A 14253-nucleotide genomic window follows, 5' to 3' on the forward strand; every position below is an offset into this window, starting at 1 on the left:
GCCACCTGCCGACGTGGCAGGTGGCCGATCGGGGCGGGGTCAGGGGCGGAAGAAGGTGCGGAGGTCTTCGGCCAGGACGGTTGGGCGCTCCATGGCCGCGAAGTGGCCGCCGTCGGGGAACTCCGACCAGTGCACGATGTTCGAGTTGTCCCGCTCGGCGAAGGTCCGGATCGTCTTGAAGTCGTCCGCGAAGACCGCGACGCCCGTGCGTGCCGAGTTCACCGCAGGCTCGTGCCCCGCCCTGCCCTCTTCGAAGTGGTAACGGCCGGCGGTCGCCTGGGTGTTCGTGAACCAGTAGAGCGAGACCTGGGTCAGGATCTGGTCCGTCGTGACGAGGCTCGTCCCGTTGCCGAAGTTGTTGAACAGCTCGCTGTACGCGAGCTGCCCGACCGGCGAGTCGGCCACGGCGGCCCCGATGGTCTGCGGGCGGGTCGCGTTCATCTGGTTGTAGCCGCCGACGGACTGGAACCACTCGAGGTGCTGGAGCGCGGCGTAGTCCTTCGGTTCGAGCTTCTCGAACTCCGCCGGGTCGCCCGACGGGAACGAGAAGAGCTGCAGCACGTGCAGGCCGAGGAAGCCCTCGGGGTTCATGAGCCCGAGCTCGCGGGAGATCATCGCGCCGCCGTCGCTGCCGTGCGAGCCGTACGAGTCGTAGCCGAGGCGGCGCATCAGCTCGTCGAACGTCTCCGCCGCCTTCCGCATGGTCCAGCCGCGACCGGTGAGCGGCATGCTGTAGCCGAAGCCGGGGATCGACGGCACCACGACGGAGAACGCGTCCGCGGCCTCACCGCCGTGCGCGACCGGGTCGGTGAGCGGGCCGATCAGGTCGAGGAAGTCGACGAACGAGCCCGGGTAGGTGTGCAGGAGCAGCAGCGGGGTCGCGTTGTCCTCTTTGGACGGCACGTGGATGAAGTGGACGTTCTGCCCGTCGATCTCGGTCAGGTAGTGGGGGAACTCGTTCATCCGCGCTTCCTGCGCGCTCCAGTCGAACTTGGTCCGCCAGTAGTCGACGGTCTCGGCGAGGTAGCTGTTCGGGGTGCCGTACTCCCAGTCGTCGGTGGGCGCCGGCTGCGGCAGCCTCGTCCGGGCGAGGCGCTCGTCGAGGTCGTCCAGGTCGGCCTGGGGAATCTCGATGCGGAAGGGGCGGATCTCGCCGTTGTTCGTCATGAGCAAACGGTAGAACCTGTATAGGACGATTAGGTTCCTATATGATTCCTCGGTGCTCGAAACTTCGTCCCGGTTGCTCGCCCTGCTGGCGCTGATGCAGTCACGACCGGCGTGGCCGGGCTCCGAGCTGGCCGAACGCCTGGACGTGAGCAGGCGGACCATCCGCAACGACATCACTCGGCTGCGCGAACTGGGCTACCCGATCGAGGCCGTGCGCGGGCCCGCCGGGTACTACCGCATGGGTGCCGGGGGGAAGCTACCCCCGTTGCTGCTCGACGACGAGGAAGCGGTCGCGGTGGCGATCGGGCTGCGGGCCGGACGCGGGGTCGCGGGCATCGAGGACAGCGCCGCCCGGGCGTTGTCGAAACTCGAACAGGTGCTGCCCCACCGGCTGCGGCGGCAGGTGACCGCGGTGCACGACGCGGTAACGGAAGGTCCGGCGAACACCGGCACCAACGTGGCGGACCCGGTGGTGGACGCGGCGGTGCTGACGACCATCGCGGCGGCGATCCGGGACTCGGAGCTGCTCCGGTTCGACTACCGGGGCCCCGACCGCGAGGACGACACGCCTCGGCGCAACGACACCTCGGCACCGTTCGGGGACTGGCCGGTGCTGGTGGAGCCGTACCGCCTGGTGAGCTGGGAACGGCACTGGTACCTCGTCGCACGGGGCACGGAGACCGGCGAGTGGCACACCTACCGGGTCGACTGGATCTCGCTGCGGATGGCCACCAACCGCCGCTTCCCGCCGACTCCCCTCCCGGGCGGGGACTACACGAGCTTCGTCCTGCGCGACGTGGCCACCGCGGGCTGGAAGGTGCACGTCCGGATCACCGTGCTCGCACCGGCGCAGGATGTGCTGTCGCGGATCAACCCCGCCGTCGGCGTGGTCGAGGCGGTGGACGAGTCGACGTCGGTCCTCGTGACCGGCGGGGACAGCCTGGAGATCATCGCGGTCTACGTCGGGATGCTCGGCCTGGACTTCCACGTCACCGAGCCGCCCGGCCTGGTCGAGCACGTCCGGGCGCTCGGTGAGCGCTACCTGCGCGCCGTCGGGTAGTCCGAGCGGGACTGCCGGATTCTGCCGGTGACCGAGCGGGCCGACGTCCTCACCCGGATGAGGTGAGAACGCCGGCCCGCGGGGCGTACGTGTGTCAGGTGGTCAGCGTTGCAGGGTCAGCAGGCCCGGTCGGTAGGGCAGCTGGCCGTAGTCGCCGCCGGAGTTGGGGCTGCGGCCTTGGTAGAGCAGCTGCAGGTTGCAGGGGTCGATGGTCTTGGTCTGGTCGGGGTTGGTGCGGATGAGGTCGCCGTGGCTGATGTCGTTGGTCCAGGTGGCGCCGCTGTTGGCCTTGCCCGCGAACGGGTTGCTCTCGCTGGCGGCCTGCGGGGTCCAGGAGCCGTTGAGGCTGCTGGACGTGAACGAGCGGAAGTAGCGGCCGTTCGCGCCGATGGCCTCGACGATCATCAGGTACTGGTTCTGGCCCTGCACCTTGTACACCTCGACGGCCTCGAAGAGGTTGTTGGTCGAGTCGCTCATGATCGTCGTGTAGGACGACCCGAAGCTGCCGGGGAAGTTCCCGATGGGCATGCTGGCGCGGTAGATCTTGCCGTTGTCGCCGGCGAAGAACAGGTACATGTTGGTGCCGTCACCGATGATGGTCTGGTCGATCGGACCGGTGCCGGAACCCGAGATGCTGCCGGTGAACAGCGGCTGCGCCGAGGACCAGCCGTTCGGGTTGGTGGGGTCGTTCGACGTCTTGTAGCTGAACGCGGTGGCGCCCCACTGGTACGTGAGGACCCAGATGTTCTTGGGCGCGAAGTAGAACAGCGTGGGCGCGACGGTGCCGGAGCTCATGCCGTTCTGCGGGGCAGACGCCATGTCGGACCAGTTCGTGAAGGTCCCGAAGTTCATCGAGCCCCAGTTGGGTCCGGTGTCGTGCGTGGTCGCGTAGACCAGGTGCTTGCCGTTGTACATGACGTGGGTGAAGTCCTTGAGCGACACCCAGCCGGACTTCGGGTTCGCCAGCGCACCCGTCGACGTCCAGCGGTAGCTCGACGGCAGGGTGCACGAGTTGGGCGTGGTCGTAGTCGTCGTCGTGGTTGTCGTGGTGGTGGTTGTCGTGCTCGTGGACGTGACGGTGTCCGGAGTGGTCGTCGTGGTCGTGCCGCCGGTGCACGCCACGCCGTTCAGGGCGAAGCTCGTCGGGCTCGGGTTGCTGCCGGTCCACGACCCGTTGAAGCCGAACGACACCGAACCACCGGTGGCCACCGAGCCGTTGTAGCTCACGTTCTTCGCGGTCACCGCCGCACCGCTCTGGGTCAGCGACGTGTTCCACGACTGGGTCACGGCCTGGCCGGCGCCGAACGACCACGTCAGCGACCACCCGTTGAGCGGGTCGCCCAGGTTGGTGACGGACACGGAGGCGCTGAACCCGCCCTCCCACTGCGACCCCACGGCGTAGTTCACCGAGCAGCCGGCGGTCGCGGCGCCCGCCGGCATCGCCACGAGGACCGCCGCCGAGGTCAGCAGCACCGCGCTCACCGACGCGGCGCCGACGTTGACCGCTCTGAATCTGGTCATGAAGCTGCGTCGTTGCATTGACATGACATCTCCTCTGGTGTGGAAGTTGCGCAAGTTTCCGCCCGGTGTCGTCCGTGATCGCAGTCGTCGACGAGAACGGCGCTCAGAAGTCGGCGCGATCGGTCGAGTGCCGATCCGGTCGGGCGATCGGGTGCGCGGAGGAATGGGCTGCCCGCCGATCGGCGCTGGACGGTCGTCGTTGCCGGATGGCCCACTCCGGCCTGGTCAACGCCATGATCATCGTCGCCGTGGCCGTTGTGGTGGTGCCGTGGTGGGAAACAGCGCGGTCGCCGTCACCACGATCACGCTGCTAAACAATTCTGCTTTTTCATTAGCACCTTCCGGGCACGACGACGTTACCGGCATTAAGCGGTTGATCTCTTCTCAGAGTGCGTGCGCCCGGCCTTGAGGTCAACCTTTCGAACCCGTCCGTCTCAATGGGCGGGCGGGGCATCGGTCGTATTCCTCTTCCGCCGGCGCGCGGCGTGGAGCCGGCCGGCGGTGTGCGGCAATTGACCAACCGGGGCTTACGCGTTGGTGTGGGCGGTGATCCAGCGGGTCAGGGCGTCGAGGTAGCCGGGCGCCAGGACGCCGTCGACGAGGACGCGGTGGTTGGCGCCGGGGAACACCTCGACGGTCAGCGTGGCCCGCCGGTCCCGGTCGGGGTGGGTGGCGGCGGCGGTGAACAGCTCGACGCTCTCCGCGGCCGGGACCAGTTGGTCCGCCCCGCCGAAGATCACCAGCTGCGGGCAGCGCAGGCGCAGCGCGTCCGGGATCGGGTCGTGGTCCAGCTTGCGCTTGATGAACCGCCACTCGCGATCGTCCACATCGGACCAGAACTCGACGAACCCGGGCGGGATCGGCGCGGCCTCGAACCGCCGGGTGGCCTCGGCGAGGTCGGCGTCGCGTCGACCGGCTTCGACCACGCGGTCGTACGCGGCCAGGGAGGCTGCGACACCGTCGTCGTCCATCCCGTCGCCCCTCAGCCAGGTGGCCACCGCGTAGCGGTCCTGGGCGGCGTAGACCATGCCCGGGGTGCCGTTGGTGACCACCCACGGCACGTCGTCGCGCAGGGTCGTCGCGCGCAGGACCACCCCGCCGCCCTCGCTGTGCCCGAACAGCCCGGTGACCTCGGCTCGCACGCCGGTCCGACCGCGCAGGAAGTCCAGTGCCTCGGCGGCGTCGGCGGCCAGGTCGTCCAGCGTCGAGTCACGCCAGTCGCCGGACGAGCCGCCGACACCGCGCTTGTCGTAGGACAGCACGGCGATGCCGGCGTCCACGAGGTGCGCGCGGATGGCCGGGAAGTGCCCGCCGTTGTGCCGGTCCGACGGCCCCGAACCGCCGACCATGACCACACCGGGCACCGGCGTGTCGGCGTCGGGCACGCTCAGCTCACCGGCCAACGTCACCCCTGCACCGGCGAAAGTGACGTCTTGAGAATCCCCCATGGGGACGAGTATGCCCCGGCTGCGGCGTCGGACGTGCAGGGTTTTCGGCCTGGGGGAACCTGCCTGTGCGTCTCCGCGAGCGGTTCGCGCGCTTATGGTGTTCGGCGGTCATGCGCGCAGTTCGCGGACGTCCCGCACGGCCAGCGGCGCCAGCGAGGCCACCGCGAACCCGAGCCCGCAGACCAGGGCGACCGGAGCCGCGCCCCACCGCGCGACTGCGGGTCCGACCAGGAGTTGACCGACCGGGATCGCCACGTAGGACAACAGGTCCGCGTACGCGCCGACACGGGAGAGCGCCGCGCGCGGGACGTGCTGCTGCACGGCCGTGTCCGACGTGACGCCCAGTGCGCTGAAACCCGACCCGGCGACGAACGCGCACGCCACCAGCCACGGCGCGGGCAGGCCGAGCCCCAGGCCGACCAGCCCCAGCCCGCCGACCGCGCCCGCGAGGTGCCCGGCGCGCAACGGCCGCCGCAGCACGACCCGGCTCAGCACCACGCTCATCGCCAGCAAGCCGGCCGCGCGGGCGCTGAGCACGAGTCCCCAGGCCGCCTGCCCGCCGCGCTCCGCGGTCAGCAGGGGCCCGAGGACCTGCCACGGTCCCACGTTGACCAGGTTGACCCCGAAGAACGCCACCGTCGTCACCCGGACCCACCGGATGCCGCGGAACACGTGCCAACCGTCCCGCAGGTCGGAGAGCAGACCCCGCCTGACCGCGGACGGGACGTCCAGGCGCAGCCGCCCGAGGATCGCCGCCGCGGCGAGGAAGCTGAACGCGTCGAGCGCGATCGCCCAACCGCCGCCGACGGTGGCCGCCACCAGTCCCGCCGCGGTGGGGCCCAGGGTCTTGGCCGCGTTGGCCGCAGTTGCCAGTGCGGCGTTCGCGCGTTGCAGGTCCTCGGCCGGGACCAGCTCGGGGAGGATGCCGCGCAACGCCGGGGCCGCGAACGCCTGCGACGCGCCGTTGACCAGTTCGATGCCGGCGAGCACCGGCAGGTGGTAGTGCCCGCTGATCAGCACCGCGGCCACCGCCGCCTGCGTGACGCCGGCGCCGAGGTTCGCCGCCACCAGCACCGCCCGGCGCGGAAATCGGTCCGCGACGGCACCTCCCACCAGCAACAACACGAGGTTGGGCACGATCTGCGCGGCCAGCACGACGCCCAGGTCGGACGGCTCGCCGGACGCGGACAGCACGGCGAAGGCCAGCGCGACGGGGGTCATCGCACTGCCGAGCAACGAGACGAGCCTGCCGACGTAGAAGCTGCGGAACGGCGGGGTGAGCAGCACCGGGCGAGCCTGCCCAGCCCACCCGCCGCGGGCTAACCTTGCGATGGGAGGCGCAACCATGACCCTGCTGCGGCTGAGCCCGACCGCGCTCGCCCGGTGCCGGTTCGCCCTCTCCCCGTTCGTCGAGACGCTCGGCGCGCTGATCACGCTCCAGCGACCGTCACCCGATCCGTGGCACGCCGACTGGCACGCCCGGCACCAGCCCGCGTACCGCGAATGGCTCGCCGGCGACCCGGTGGCCGCCGGGCTGCTACCGCTGGTCGCGGCGACCAAGTGGCTGCCCGACTTCGTGACCGTGCCGCCGGGCGGTGGGATGCGCACGCGCATCGTCGACGAGCTGGCCGAGGTTGCCGCCCACTCCGACGACCAGGTGCGTTCGACCACGGCGGACTCGGTGGCGGCGAGCTGGCAGCGGCAGGACACGGCGTGGCTGTCGCTCGACGACCTCGGCCCGCGGGTGGCCGAGGTGTTCCGGACGGGCTGGGACCGGTTCGTCGCGCCGGACTGGCCGCGGCGGCGGGCGGTGCTGGAGCGCGACGTCATGCACCGCGCGGGCCTGCTCGCCGTCTACGGCTGGAAGCAGACCGTGGAGAGCATGCGCGACCGGCCGATCTGGGTCGGTGACCGCGCGATCCGGTTCAGCGACCGGGACGACCCGGACCGGTGGATCGGCGACGAGGGCCTGCTCTTCGTCCCCCGCACCACCGGCGGTGGGTGGTGGACGTGCGAGAGGCCGCCGCACTACGCACTCGTGTACTCCGCCCGCGGCACGGCGGCGCCGGCACCCGAGTCCGCCTCGCTGGCCGCGTTGCTCGGCCCCGGCCGCGCCCGGGTCGTGCGCGAACTCGCCCACGCGGCGACCAGCTCCCAACTGTCCCACGCCCTGGGAGTCTCCCTGGGCACCGTGAGCAGCCACCTGGCCGTCCTGCGCGAAGCCGGCGTGGTGACACGAGCACGCGCCGGGCGGAACGTCGTCTACCAACTCACCGAGCGCGGCGAGCAGCTGCTCGTGCGATGGCACTAGCCACGCACCGGACTCCGAGGTCTCGTGATCAGTCACCGAGCAACCACGAATGGGCTGCGCCGGCGTGTCGGACCTGTCAACGTGCGCTGTGGCGGACTGGACGTTCACGTCGGAGCACGTCACCCTGGGGAGCCGCGGGCCGAGCCGCGACTCCGGCCGCTGTTGTTGGTACGGCTCGCGCCGAGGACGGGTGGGTGGGGGTGGGTCAGGTGACCAGGCCCCGGCGGTAGGCGTAGACGACTGCTTGGACGCGGTCGCGCAGGTTGAGTTTGGTGAGGATTCGGGACACGTAGGTCTTCACGGTCTCCTGGCTGAGGACCAGGGTGGCGGCGATCTCGTTGTTCGACAGGCCGTTCGCGATCAGGCGGAGGACTTCCAGTTCGCGCGGGGCCAGCGGTACGTCCGGTGGTTCGGTTCCGGTGGGGCGGATGCGGGTGGCGTACCTGCCCACCAGTTGCCGCGTCACCTCCGGGTCCAGCAGGGCGGCGCCGGTGGCGACGGTGCGGATGCCGTGCAGCAGCTGGGCGGGCGGGGCGTCCTTCAGCAGGAACCCGCCCGCTCCCGCGCGCAGCGCCTCGTACACGTACTCGTCCAGGTTGAACGTGGTCACCACGAGCACCTTGACGGGGTCCGGGACGCCGGCGCCGGCCAGCAGCCGGGTGGCCTCGATGCCGTCCAGCACCGGCATCCGCACGTCCATCACCACCACGTCCGGGCGCAACCGGGTGGCCAGGTCGACGGCCGTCCGCCCGTCACCGCACTCGCCCACCACCTCCAAATCGGGCTGGGCGTCGATGATCGTCGCGAACCCGGTGCGGATGAGCGCCTGGTCGTCGCACACCAGGACCCGGAGCGGCGCGGTCACGACGGCCGCCCCGCGGGGATGCGGGCCCGGACGACGAAACCGCCGCCCGGTCGCCGGCCCGCGTCGAACTCGCCGCCGAGCGCGCCGACCCGTTCGCGGAGCCCGATCAGGCCGCGCCCGTCCCCGCCGGGTGACGCGGTGCTCGCCGTCGACCCCTCGGTGGTCACCTCGACGGTGATGCCGCCCGCGCCGTGGCGGACGTCGACCGCCGTGCGGCTGCCGCGGGCGTGCTTGAGCGCGTTGGTCAACGCCTCCTGCACGACCCGGTAGGCCGCGGCCTCGGCACTGCCGGCCGGGTCCTGCGCGGTGCCCTCCTGGGTGAACTCGACCGGCTGCCCGGCCTGCCGCGTCTGCTCGACGAGCGTGTGCAGCTCACCGGGAGAGCGGGGGGTGGCGCCGTGGTCGGGGTTCAGCAGGTCGAGCAGGTGCCGCAGGTCGGAGATGGCCCGGCGACCGGTGTCGGTGATGGCGGTGAGCGTCCCGTCGAGGCGTTCGGGGGCGGCGGTCAGGTAGCGCGCCGCCTCGGCCTGGACGACCATGGCCGTCACGTGGTGGGTCACGACGTCGTGCAGCTCCCGTGCGATCTTGGTGCGTTCGGCGGTCCGGGTGGTCTCCGCGAGGTGCGACCGACGTTCCTCCTCGGTCGCCCGGGACAGCCGCAGCCACGCCCCGGCGCACCACGCGATCGCCAGCGCCAGGTAGAACGTCACGTACCCCGCCACGTCCTCGCCGGCGCCGAGCCGGTCGAGCGCGACCGCCAGCGGGACGTACGCCGCGGACACCAGGACGGCGGTGGTCCGCCGATGCCGTTCCAAGTGGACGCCCGCGCTCAGCAGCGCGACGGGCAGCGCGATGGTCGCGAAGCTGTGGGCGCCGTGCAGCTGGTCGACGGCGAAACCCAGCGACACCAGCAGGAGGCAGGCGGCTGGCCACCGCCGGCGCACGACGAGCGGGACGGCCAGGAGCACGACCGCCGCGACGGCCGGTGCGTCGAAGGGGCGGTGCGGGAGGGCGCCGAGCTGCGTCCCGTAGTCCTCCATGCCCGGCAGGAGCGACACGACGGCCAGCAGCAGGGGGAGCGGGGCGTCCCGCACCACGACGTCGCACCGCCGCCAGAGGTCCCGGAGCCGCCGGACGTCGATCACGGGACGAGCGTAGCGGTGGCACGGGCCGCGCGGCGGCGCGGGACGAGGTGACCCCGGCGGTGCGCCAGCCACAGGAAGACGACCGTCAGCAGCGCGCCGGCCGTCACGGCGCACAGGCTCGCCTCCGGCCCGAACGTGCCGCCGGTGACCAGGTCCGGGCCGGAGAGGGTCGAGTCCAGCAGACCCTTCGCGGTGTCGTTGCCCGACACCTCCGCGCTGAAGATGCCGCCGAGGGCGAAGTTCCAGCCGAAGTGCAGCCCGATCGGCACCCACAGGGTGCGGGTGGCGGCGTAGGCGGCGGCGAGCATGAAACCGGCCTCGATCGCGATGGCGATCGCGCCCCACGCGTCGGCGTGCGGGTTGAGCAGGTGCGACGCCCCGAACAGCACGCCGGTCAGCGCCAGCGCGACCCACGTGCCGGTGCGCTCTTCGACGAGGCGGAACACGACGCCGCGGAAGAGCAGCTCCTCCGTCACGGCGGCGGCGGCCATGAAGCCGAACAACGCCACCGCACCCGTCGCGGAACCGGCACCGTCGATCGCGTAGCCGCCGAGCCCGGCGATGGCGGCGATCACGGAACCGCACATCGCGACACCGATCAGCAGGCCCCGGCCGACCGCGGCGACGGCTCCGGTCCGACCGACCTCCACAGGTGCGCGGCGTTCGGTCCGCCGCACCGCCCACGCGTAGCCGAGCACCGCGAGCACCGCCGTCGCGATCCCGAGCACGAGCGTGAGCCAGGGGTTCCCCTGCACCGCCACGACACCCTGGTTGCCGACGAACGCGATCACGGCGACGGTCAGGAACTGCACCACGAGTCGCATGACGACCCCTCCTCCACCCGGGCCGCGGCCGAGCGCCGCGACGGGGTGAACGCTAGGGATCGAGTGGCCCCGGGATCATCACCGCGCAGTGGACATCTGCGTGTAGCTCGCACGGGGGACAAGCGAGGCGGAGCCCGTTCGGGAGCAGCGCGGTCGGGCGACGGCGCGGTGGCGGTTGCGCCGGTCGGACCACGCCGCCGGATCCGCCGGGGATTCCGCGCAATCACGGTCCGGCGTCGGCGCGGATCCCCTACTCTTCGCAGGACTCGGGGGAATTCTCGCGGTACCGACACACTTTCACCCAGGGGGATGCTGTGCGCACTTCTCGTGGCGCCGGAGCCTGCGCCGCGCTACTGGTCCTGACGACACTGGTGGTCGGGGCGCCCGCCGCGTCGGCCGCCGAACCGCCCGCCGCGCCGTACACGGCCTTGACGGCGCACTTCGAGGGCTGGGACGTGGACGGCAGCTTCTCCTACGAGGCGTCCCGCAACTCGGTCCAGGTCGACCAGCAGACCTCCAACGGGTACGCGTTGTTCATGATGGGCAACACCGAGGGCATGCAGCACTGGCACCACCTCGACGTGTCGCCGCCGAACGGGACGCGGTTCGAGGCGGGCCGGTCGTACCCGACGACGAGCTCCTACTCGCCGCTCGACTCGATCACGGTGTTCAACATCAGCGGTGACGGGCGCGGGTGTTCGACCGCGGGACCGACCTCGGGCACGCTCAACGTCCGCGAAGCCGCCTACGACGACGCCACCGGCCGGTTCACCGCGTTCGCGGCCGACTACTCGGTGCAGTGCGGCAGCGCCGACCGCACCGCCAAGGGCGAGATCCGGTTCCAGTCCGGCCTTGGCTACCGGGCCACCGACAGCTGGGACTACCAGCTCCGGTTCGGTGACCAGCCGTGGGGCCGCGCGGGCACGCCCGTGGAGGTCCCGGTCGAGGTGAACGGCACCCTGCCGACGACCTTCGGCGCGGCGTCGTTGTCGGGCGCGAACCGCACCTCCTTCCGGATCACGGGGAACACCTGCTCGGGCAAGACCCTGTCCTACGGCCAGAGGTGCGCGGTGACCGTCACGCCGACGGCCACCGGGAAGGGCACGCAGACGGCGCAGCTCACCCTGCTGGAGGACTCCCTCGGGGGCAACGTCAGGCGCCTGCTGACGCTGGAGGGCTACGACGCGCGCGGCGACAAGGGCACCTACTACCCGCTCGCGCCCTACCGCGTGCTCGACACCCGCTCCGGCCAGGGCGCTCCGGCGGTCGCGGTCGGTTCGGGCCAGACGCTCCGCCTCCAGCTGACCGGTCAGGGCGGGGTGCCGGTCGAGGCGTCGACCGTCGTGCTCAACGTGACCGCCACCGAGCCCGGCGGCACGGGCCACATCTCCATCTACCCCACCGGCGTGGCACGGCCGACCGTCTCGTCGCTGAACTACACGCCCGGCTGGACCGGGGCCAACTCGGTCACCGTGAAGGTGGGCGCGGACGGCGCGGTCAACCTCTACAACAACGGCGCACCCGTCCACCTCATCGCGGACGTCAACGGCTACTACTCCAAGGGCCGCACGTGCTGCCAGGGCTACCTGGGCGGGCACTACCAGCCGCTGGCCTCCCCGGTGCGCCTGACCGACACCCGTGAGTGGGGCATCGGCCGCGTCCCGGCGGGCTACTACATCAACGCGGCGGCGTCGTGGGACTCCACGACCAACTACAAGATCCGCGCCTTCGCGGTCAACATCACCGCCACCGAGACGCGCTCGCCGGGCTTCCTCACCGCGTGGAACGGCTCCGGCCAGAGCCTGCCGAACACGTCCACGCTGAACTACGCGACCAACACCACCGCGACGAACTTCGCGGTGGTGCCCAGCACCCCGTGCAGCGACTGCGGCGGGTCGACGGGCTGGCCGTCCATCGGCGTGTACACCAGCCAGGACAGCCACATCATCGTGGACATCGTCGGCTTCTACGACGACGCCTCGTTGTCGGGCGGGTTGCGTTTCGAGCCCGCCGTGCCCAGCCGGATCGCGGACACCCGCCTGGGTCAGGGCTGGCCGGGCGCGATCGGTCCGGCCACCACCGCGACCATCGTCGCGCCCGGTTCGATCGCCGGTCCCGACACGTGGGCGCTGGCGACCAACATCACCGCCGTCCAGCCGACCGCGTCGACGTACCTGACGGTGTGGCCGGCGGGTCTGGACGGGGTGGACCGCCCCGAGACGTCCAACCTGAACCCGGCCGCGGGGGCGATCGTGCCCAACGCCGTGCAGACCATGATCGGACCCGACTACGGGTTCCACGTCTACAACAACAGCGGTCGCAGCCACCTCCTGGTGGACGTCGTGGGCTCGTTCTACTTCGACCCGATGCTGTCGCCCTCGACCGCGTCCATGTCCACCCGCGGTGCGGTGGCGGCCCCGGAGGCGGGACAGCCGAACCGTCCCAAGCGGGGGTAGTCACGGGCGGGCCGGTCACCTCCGGCCCTCGGCACCACGAATGCCGCACACGCACCTCCGGGCGCGTGTGCGGCATTCGTGTCAGGTGGGCTGCGGAGAACGGGCACGGCTCGGCCGCGAAGTCGAACGCCCGGCCGCGCGGTGAGTCCGGAGAGCGCGGAGACGATGACGTACACGCATGACGTCGTCCGACGGTCGCCGCGCCACCCGCCGCGTTCCTAGGGTCGATCAGGTCGCCGCGGTGAAGTCCGAGCACCGCGGTGACCGTCACACCGTCCCGAGAACGCAGCCCCCGAGAACTCAGAAGGACACCATGTCAGAAGTCACGTACACCGCGGTCGTCACCTCCACCGCGGAGGGCCGCAACGGCGGTCGGGCGACCTCCGGCGACGGCGCGCTCGACGTCACCCTGGCCGTGCCGAAGGACTTCGGCGGTTCGGGCGACGGCACGAACCCCGAGCAGCTGCTCGCCGCCGGCTGGGCGTCCTGCTTCGTCGGCGCGGTGCGTCGCGTGGCGGCGGAGAAGAAGGTCCGCCCCACCGACCTCGCCGTGGTCGCGGAGATCACCCTGCACCACGACACCGCCGCGAACGACTTCAAGCTCAGCGCGGCGCTGCACCTGGAAGCGTCGGGCGTGGACCAGGCGACCGCCGACGAGCTGGTCCGCGGCGCCCACCAGCTCTGCCCGTACTCCAAGGCGACCCGCGGCAACATCGAGGTCACCCTCGACGCCACCGTCGCCTGACCACGGCGCGCGGACGCGCCCGGCAACCCCCACCGGGCGCCGACGAGGAGTCGATGGCCGCCGTGGTCGAGCGGATCACCGAGGACCACGGCGCGGTCGGCGTCCTGGTGAACAACGCCGCCTACAGCCTCAACGGCACGATCGGTGAGACGCCGATCGACCAGGTGCGGCGGCAGTTCGAGACGAACTTCTTCGGCCTGTCCCGGATGACGCAGCTCGTCCTGCCCGGCATGCGCGAGCAGCGGTCCGGGCGGATCATCATGATGTCGTCGATCTTCGGCCTGTTCGCCACCCCCGGCCGCGGCTACTACCAGGCGACCAAGCACGCCCTGGAGGCCATCAGCGACTCGCTGCGGCTGGAGGTGAAGCCGTGGGACATCAAGGTGTCGATCATCGAGCCGTCACCGATCCTCGGCTCCTTCGAGCCGACCACGGTCGGTGACCTGGAGCTGGACTCCGACAGCGACCTGTACGCCGACTTCTGGGAGCGCTTCGTCGTCTGGCACGGCGCCTACCGCGAGGTCGACAAGCCCAAGGGCCGCGGTCGCACGGCGGTGCGCTCGGCCAAGGTCGCGGAGACCATCGAGAAGGCCATCACGGACCCCAACCCGCGGATCCGCTACCGGCTGGGCCTGCCGACCCACCTGCTGAAGCCGCAGCGCGCGATCTTCGGCGACCGGGCCTGGGAGGTGTTCGTCACCAAGTTCTTCC

12 protein-coding genes are annotated in these 14253 nt (G+C 71.3%); 5 read left to right on the forward strand and 7 right to left on the reverse strand.

Annotated elements, in window-relative coordinates; all coding sequences use genetic code 11:
• Nucleotides 1-39: 39 nt before the first annotated feature.
• Nucleotides 40-1167: an epoxide hydrolase family protein gene (locus AB0G02_RS16820; protein WP_360794645.1), complete on the reverse strand. Its 1128-nt coding sequence runs from the start codon at nt 1165-1167 to the stop codon at nt 40-42.
• 52 nt (nt 1168-1219) lie between these two features.
• On the opposite strand from AB0G02_RS16820, the gene AB0G02_RS16825 reads away from it, so the two are divergent.
• Nucleotides 1220-2227, forward strand: a complete 1008-nt coding sequence (locus AB0G02_RS16825; RefSeq protein WP_360794648.1) for a WYL domain-containing protein — start codon at nt 1220-1222, stop codon at nt 2225-2227.
• 102 nt (nt 2228-2329) lie between these two features.
• On the opposite strand, the gene AB0G02_RS16830 is transcribed toward AB0G02_RS16825, so the two are convergent.
• The 3 genes from AB0G02_RS16830 to AB0G02_RS16840 all read right to left on the reverse strand — a co-directional run bounded on the left by AB0G02_RS16830 (nt 2330) and on the right by AB0G02_RS16840 (nt 6483).
• The gene (locus AB0G02_RS16830) at nt 2330-3748 is read right to left on the reverse strand and encodes a non-reducing end alpha-L-arabinofuranosidase family hydrolase (RefSeq protein ID WP_360794651.1); all 1419 of its coding nucleotides are present in this window, start codon (nt 3746-3748) and stop codon (nt 2330-2332) included.
• A 527-nt stretch (nt 3749-4275) separates the two neighbouring features.
• Entirely contained in the window at nt 4276-5196 is a 921-nt protein-coding gene (locus tag AB0G02_RS16835) for an alpha/beta hydrolase (protein ID WP_360794653.1), read from the reverse strand.
• Nucleotides 5197-5304: 108 nt separating this feature from the next.
• Nucleotides 5305-6483 carry an MFS transporter gene (locus tag AB0G02_RS16840; RefSeq protein ID WP_360794656.1) on the reverse strand — a complete coding sequence of 393 codons (1179 nt, stop codon included), beginning with the start codon at nt 6481-6483 and terminating at the stop codon, nt 5305-5307.
• Nucleotides 6484-6526: 43 nt separating this feature from the next.
• On the opposite strand from AB0G02_RS16840, the gene AB0G02_RS16845 reads away from it, so the two are divergent.
• Nucleotides 6527-7507 (forward strand): winged helix-turn-helix domain-containing protein, encoded by a 981-nt coding sequence (locus tag AB0G02_RS16845; protein WP_360794659.1) that lies wholly within the window; start codon nt 6527-6529, stop codon nt 7505-7507.
• A 205-nt stretch (nt 7508-7712) separates the two neighbouring features.
• On the opposite strand, the gene AB0G02_RS16850 is transcribed toward AB0G02_RS16845, so the two are convergent.
• Genes AB0G02_RS16850 through AB0G02_RS16860 form a run of 3 tightly spaced genes read right to left on the reverse strand, consistent with a single transcriptional unit; the run spans nt 7713 to nt 10341 of the window.
• The gene (locus AB0G02_RS16850) at nt 7713-8372 is read right to left on the reverse strand and encodes a response regulator transcription factor (RefSeq protein WP_360794662.1); all 660 of its coding nucleotides are present in this window, start codon (nt 8370-8372) and stop codon (nt 7713-7715) included.
• Nucleotides 8369-9517: a histidine kinase gene (locus tag AB0G02_RS16855; protein ID WP_360794665.1), complete on the reverse strand. Its 1149-nt coding sequence runs from the start codon at nt 9515-9517 to the stop codon at nt 8369-8371. Before AB0G02_RS16855 ends, AB0G02_RS16850 begins: the two co-directional genes overlap by 4 nt.
• Entirely contained in the window at nt 9514-10341 is an 828-nt protein-coding gene (locus AB0G02_RS16860; protein ID WP_360794668.1) for a CPBP family intramembrane glutamic endopeptidase, read from the reverse strand. Before AB0G02_RS16860 ends, AB0G02_RS16855 begins: the two co-directional genes overlap by 4 nt.
• A gap of 371 nt (nt 10342-10712) precedes the next feature.
• Between AB0G02_RS16860 and AB0G02_RS16865 the strand changes: the two genes are divergently transcribed.
• The 3 genes from AB0G02_RS16865 to AB0G02_RS16875 form a co-directional block, all read left to right on the forward strand.
• Entirely contained in the window at nt 10713-12797 is a 2085-nt protein-coding gene (locus AB0G02_RS16865) for a hypothetical protein (RefSeq protein WP_360794671.1), read from the forward strand.
• A gap of 313 nt (nt 12798-13110) precedes the next feature.
• Nucleotides 13111-13542 (forward strand): Ohr family peroxiredoxin, encoded by a 432-nt coding sequence (locus AB0G02_RS16870; RefSeq protein ID WP_360794674.1) that lies wholly within the window; start codon nt 13111-13113, stop codon nt 13540-13542.
• 53 nt (nt 13543-13595) lie between these two features.
• On the forward strand, nt 13596-14253 hold a 658-nt coding region (locus AB0G02_RS16875; RefSeq protein ID WP_360794677.1), incomplete at its 3' end, for an SDR family NAD(P)-dependent oxidoreductase.

The sequence above is a fragment of the Actinosynnema sp. NPDC023658 genome (assembly GCF_040639995.1).
Lineage (GTDB): Bacteria > Actinomycetota > Actinomycetes > Mycobacteriales > Pseudonocardiaceae > Actinosynnema.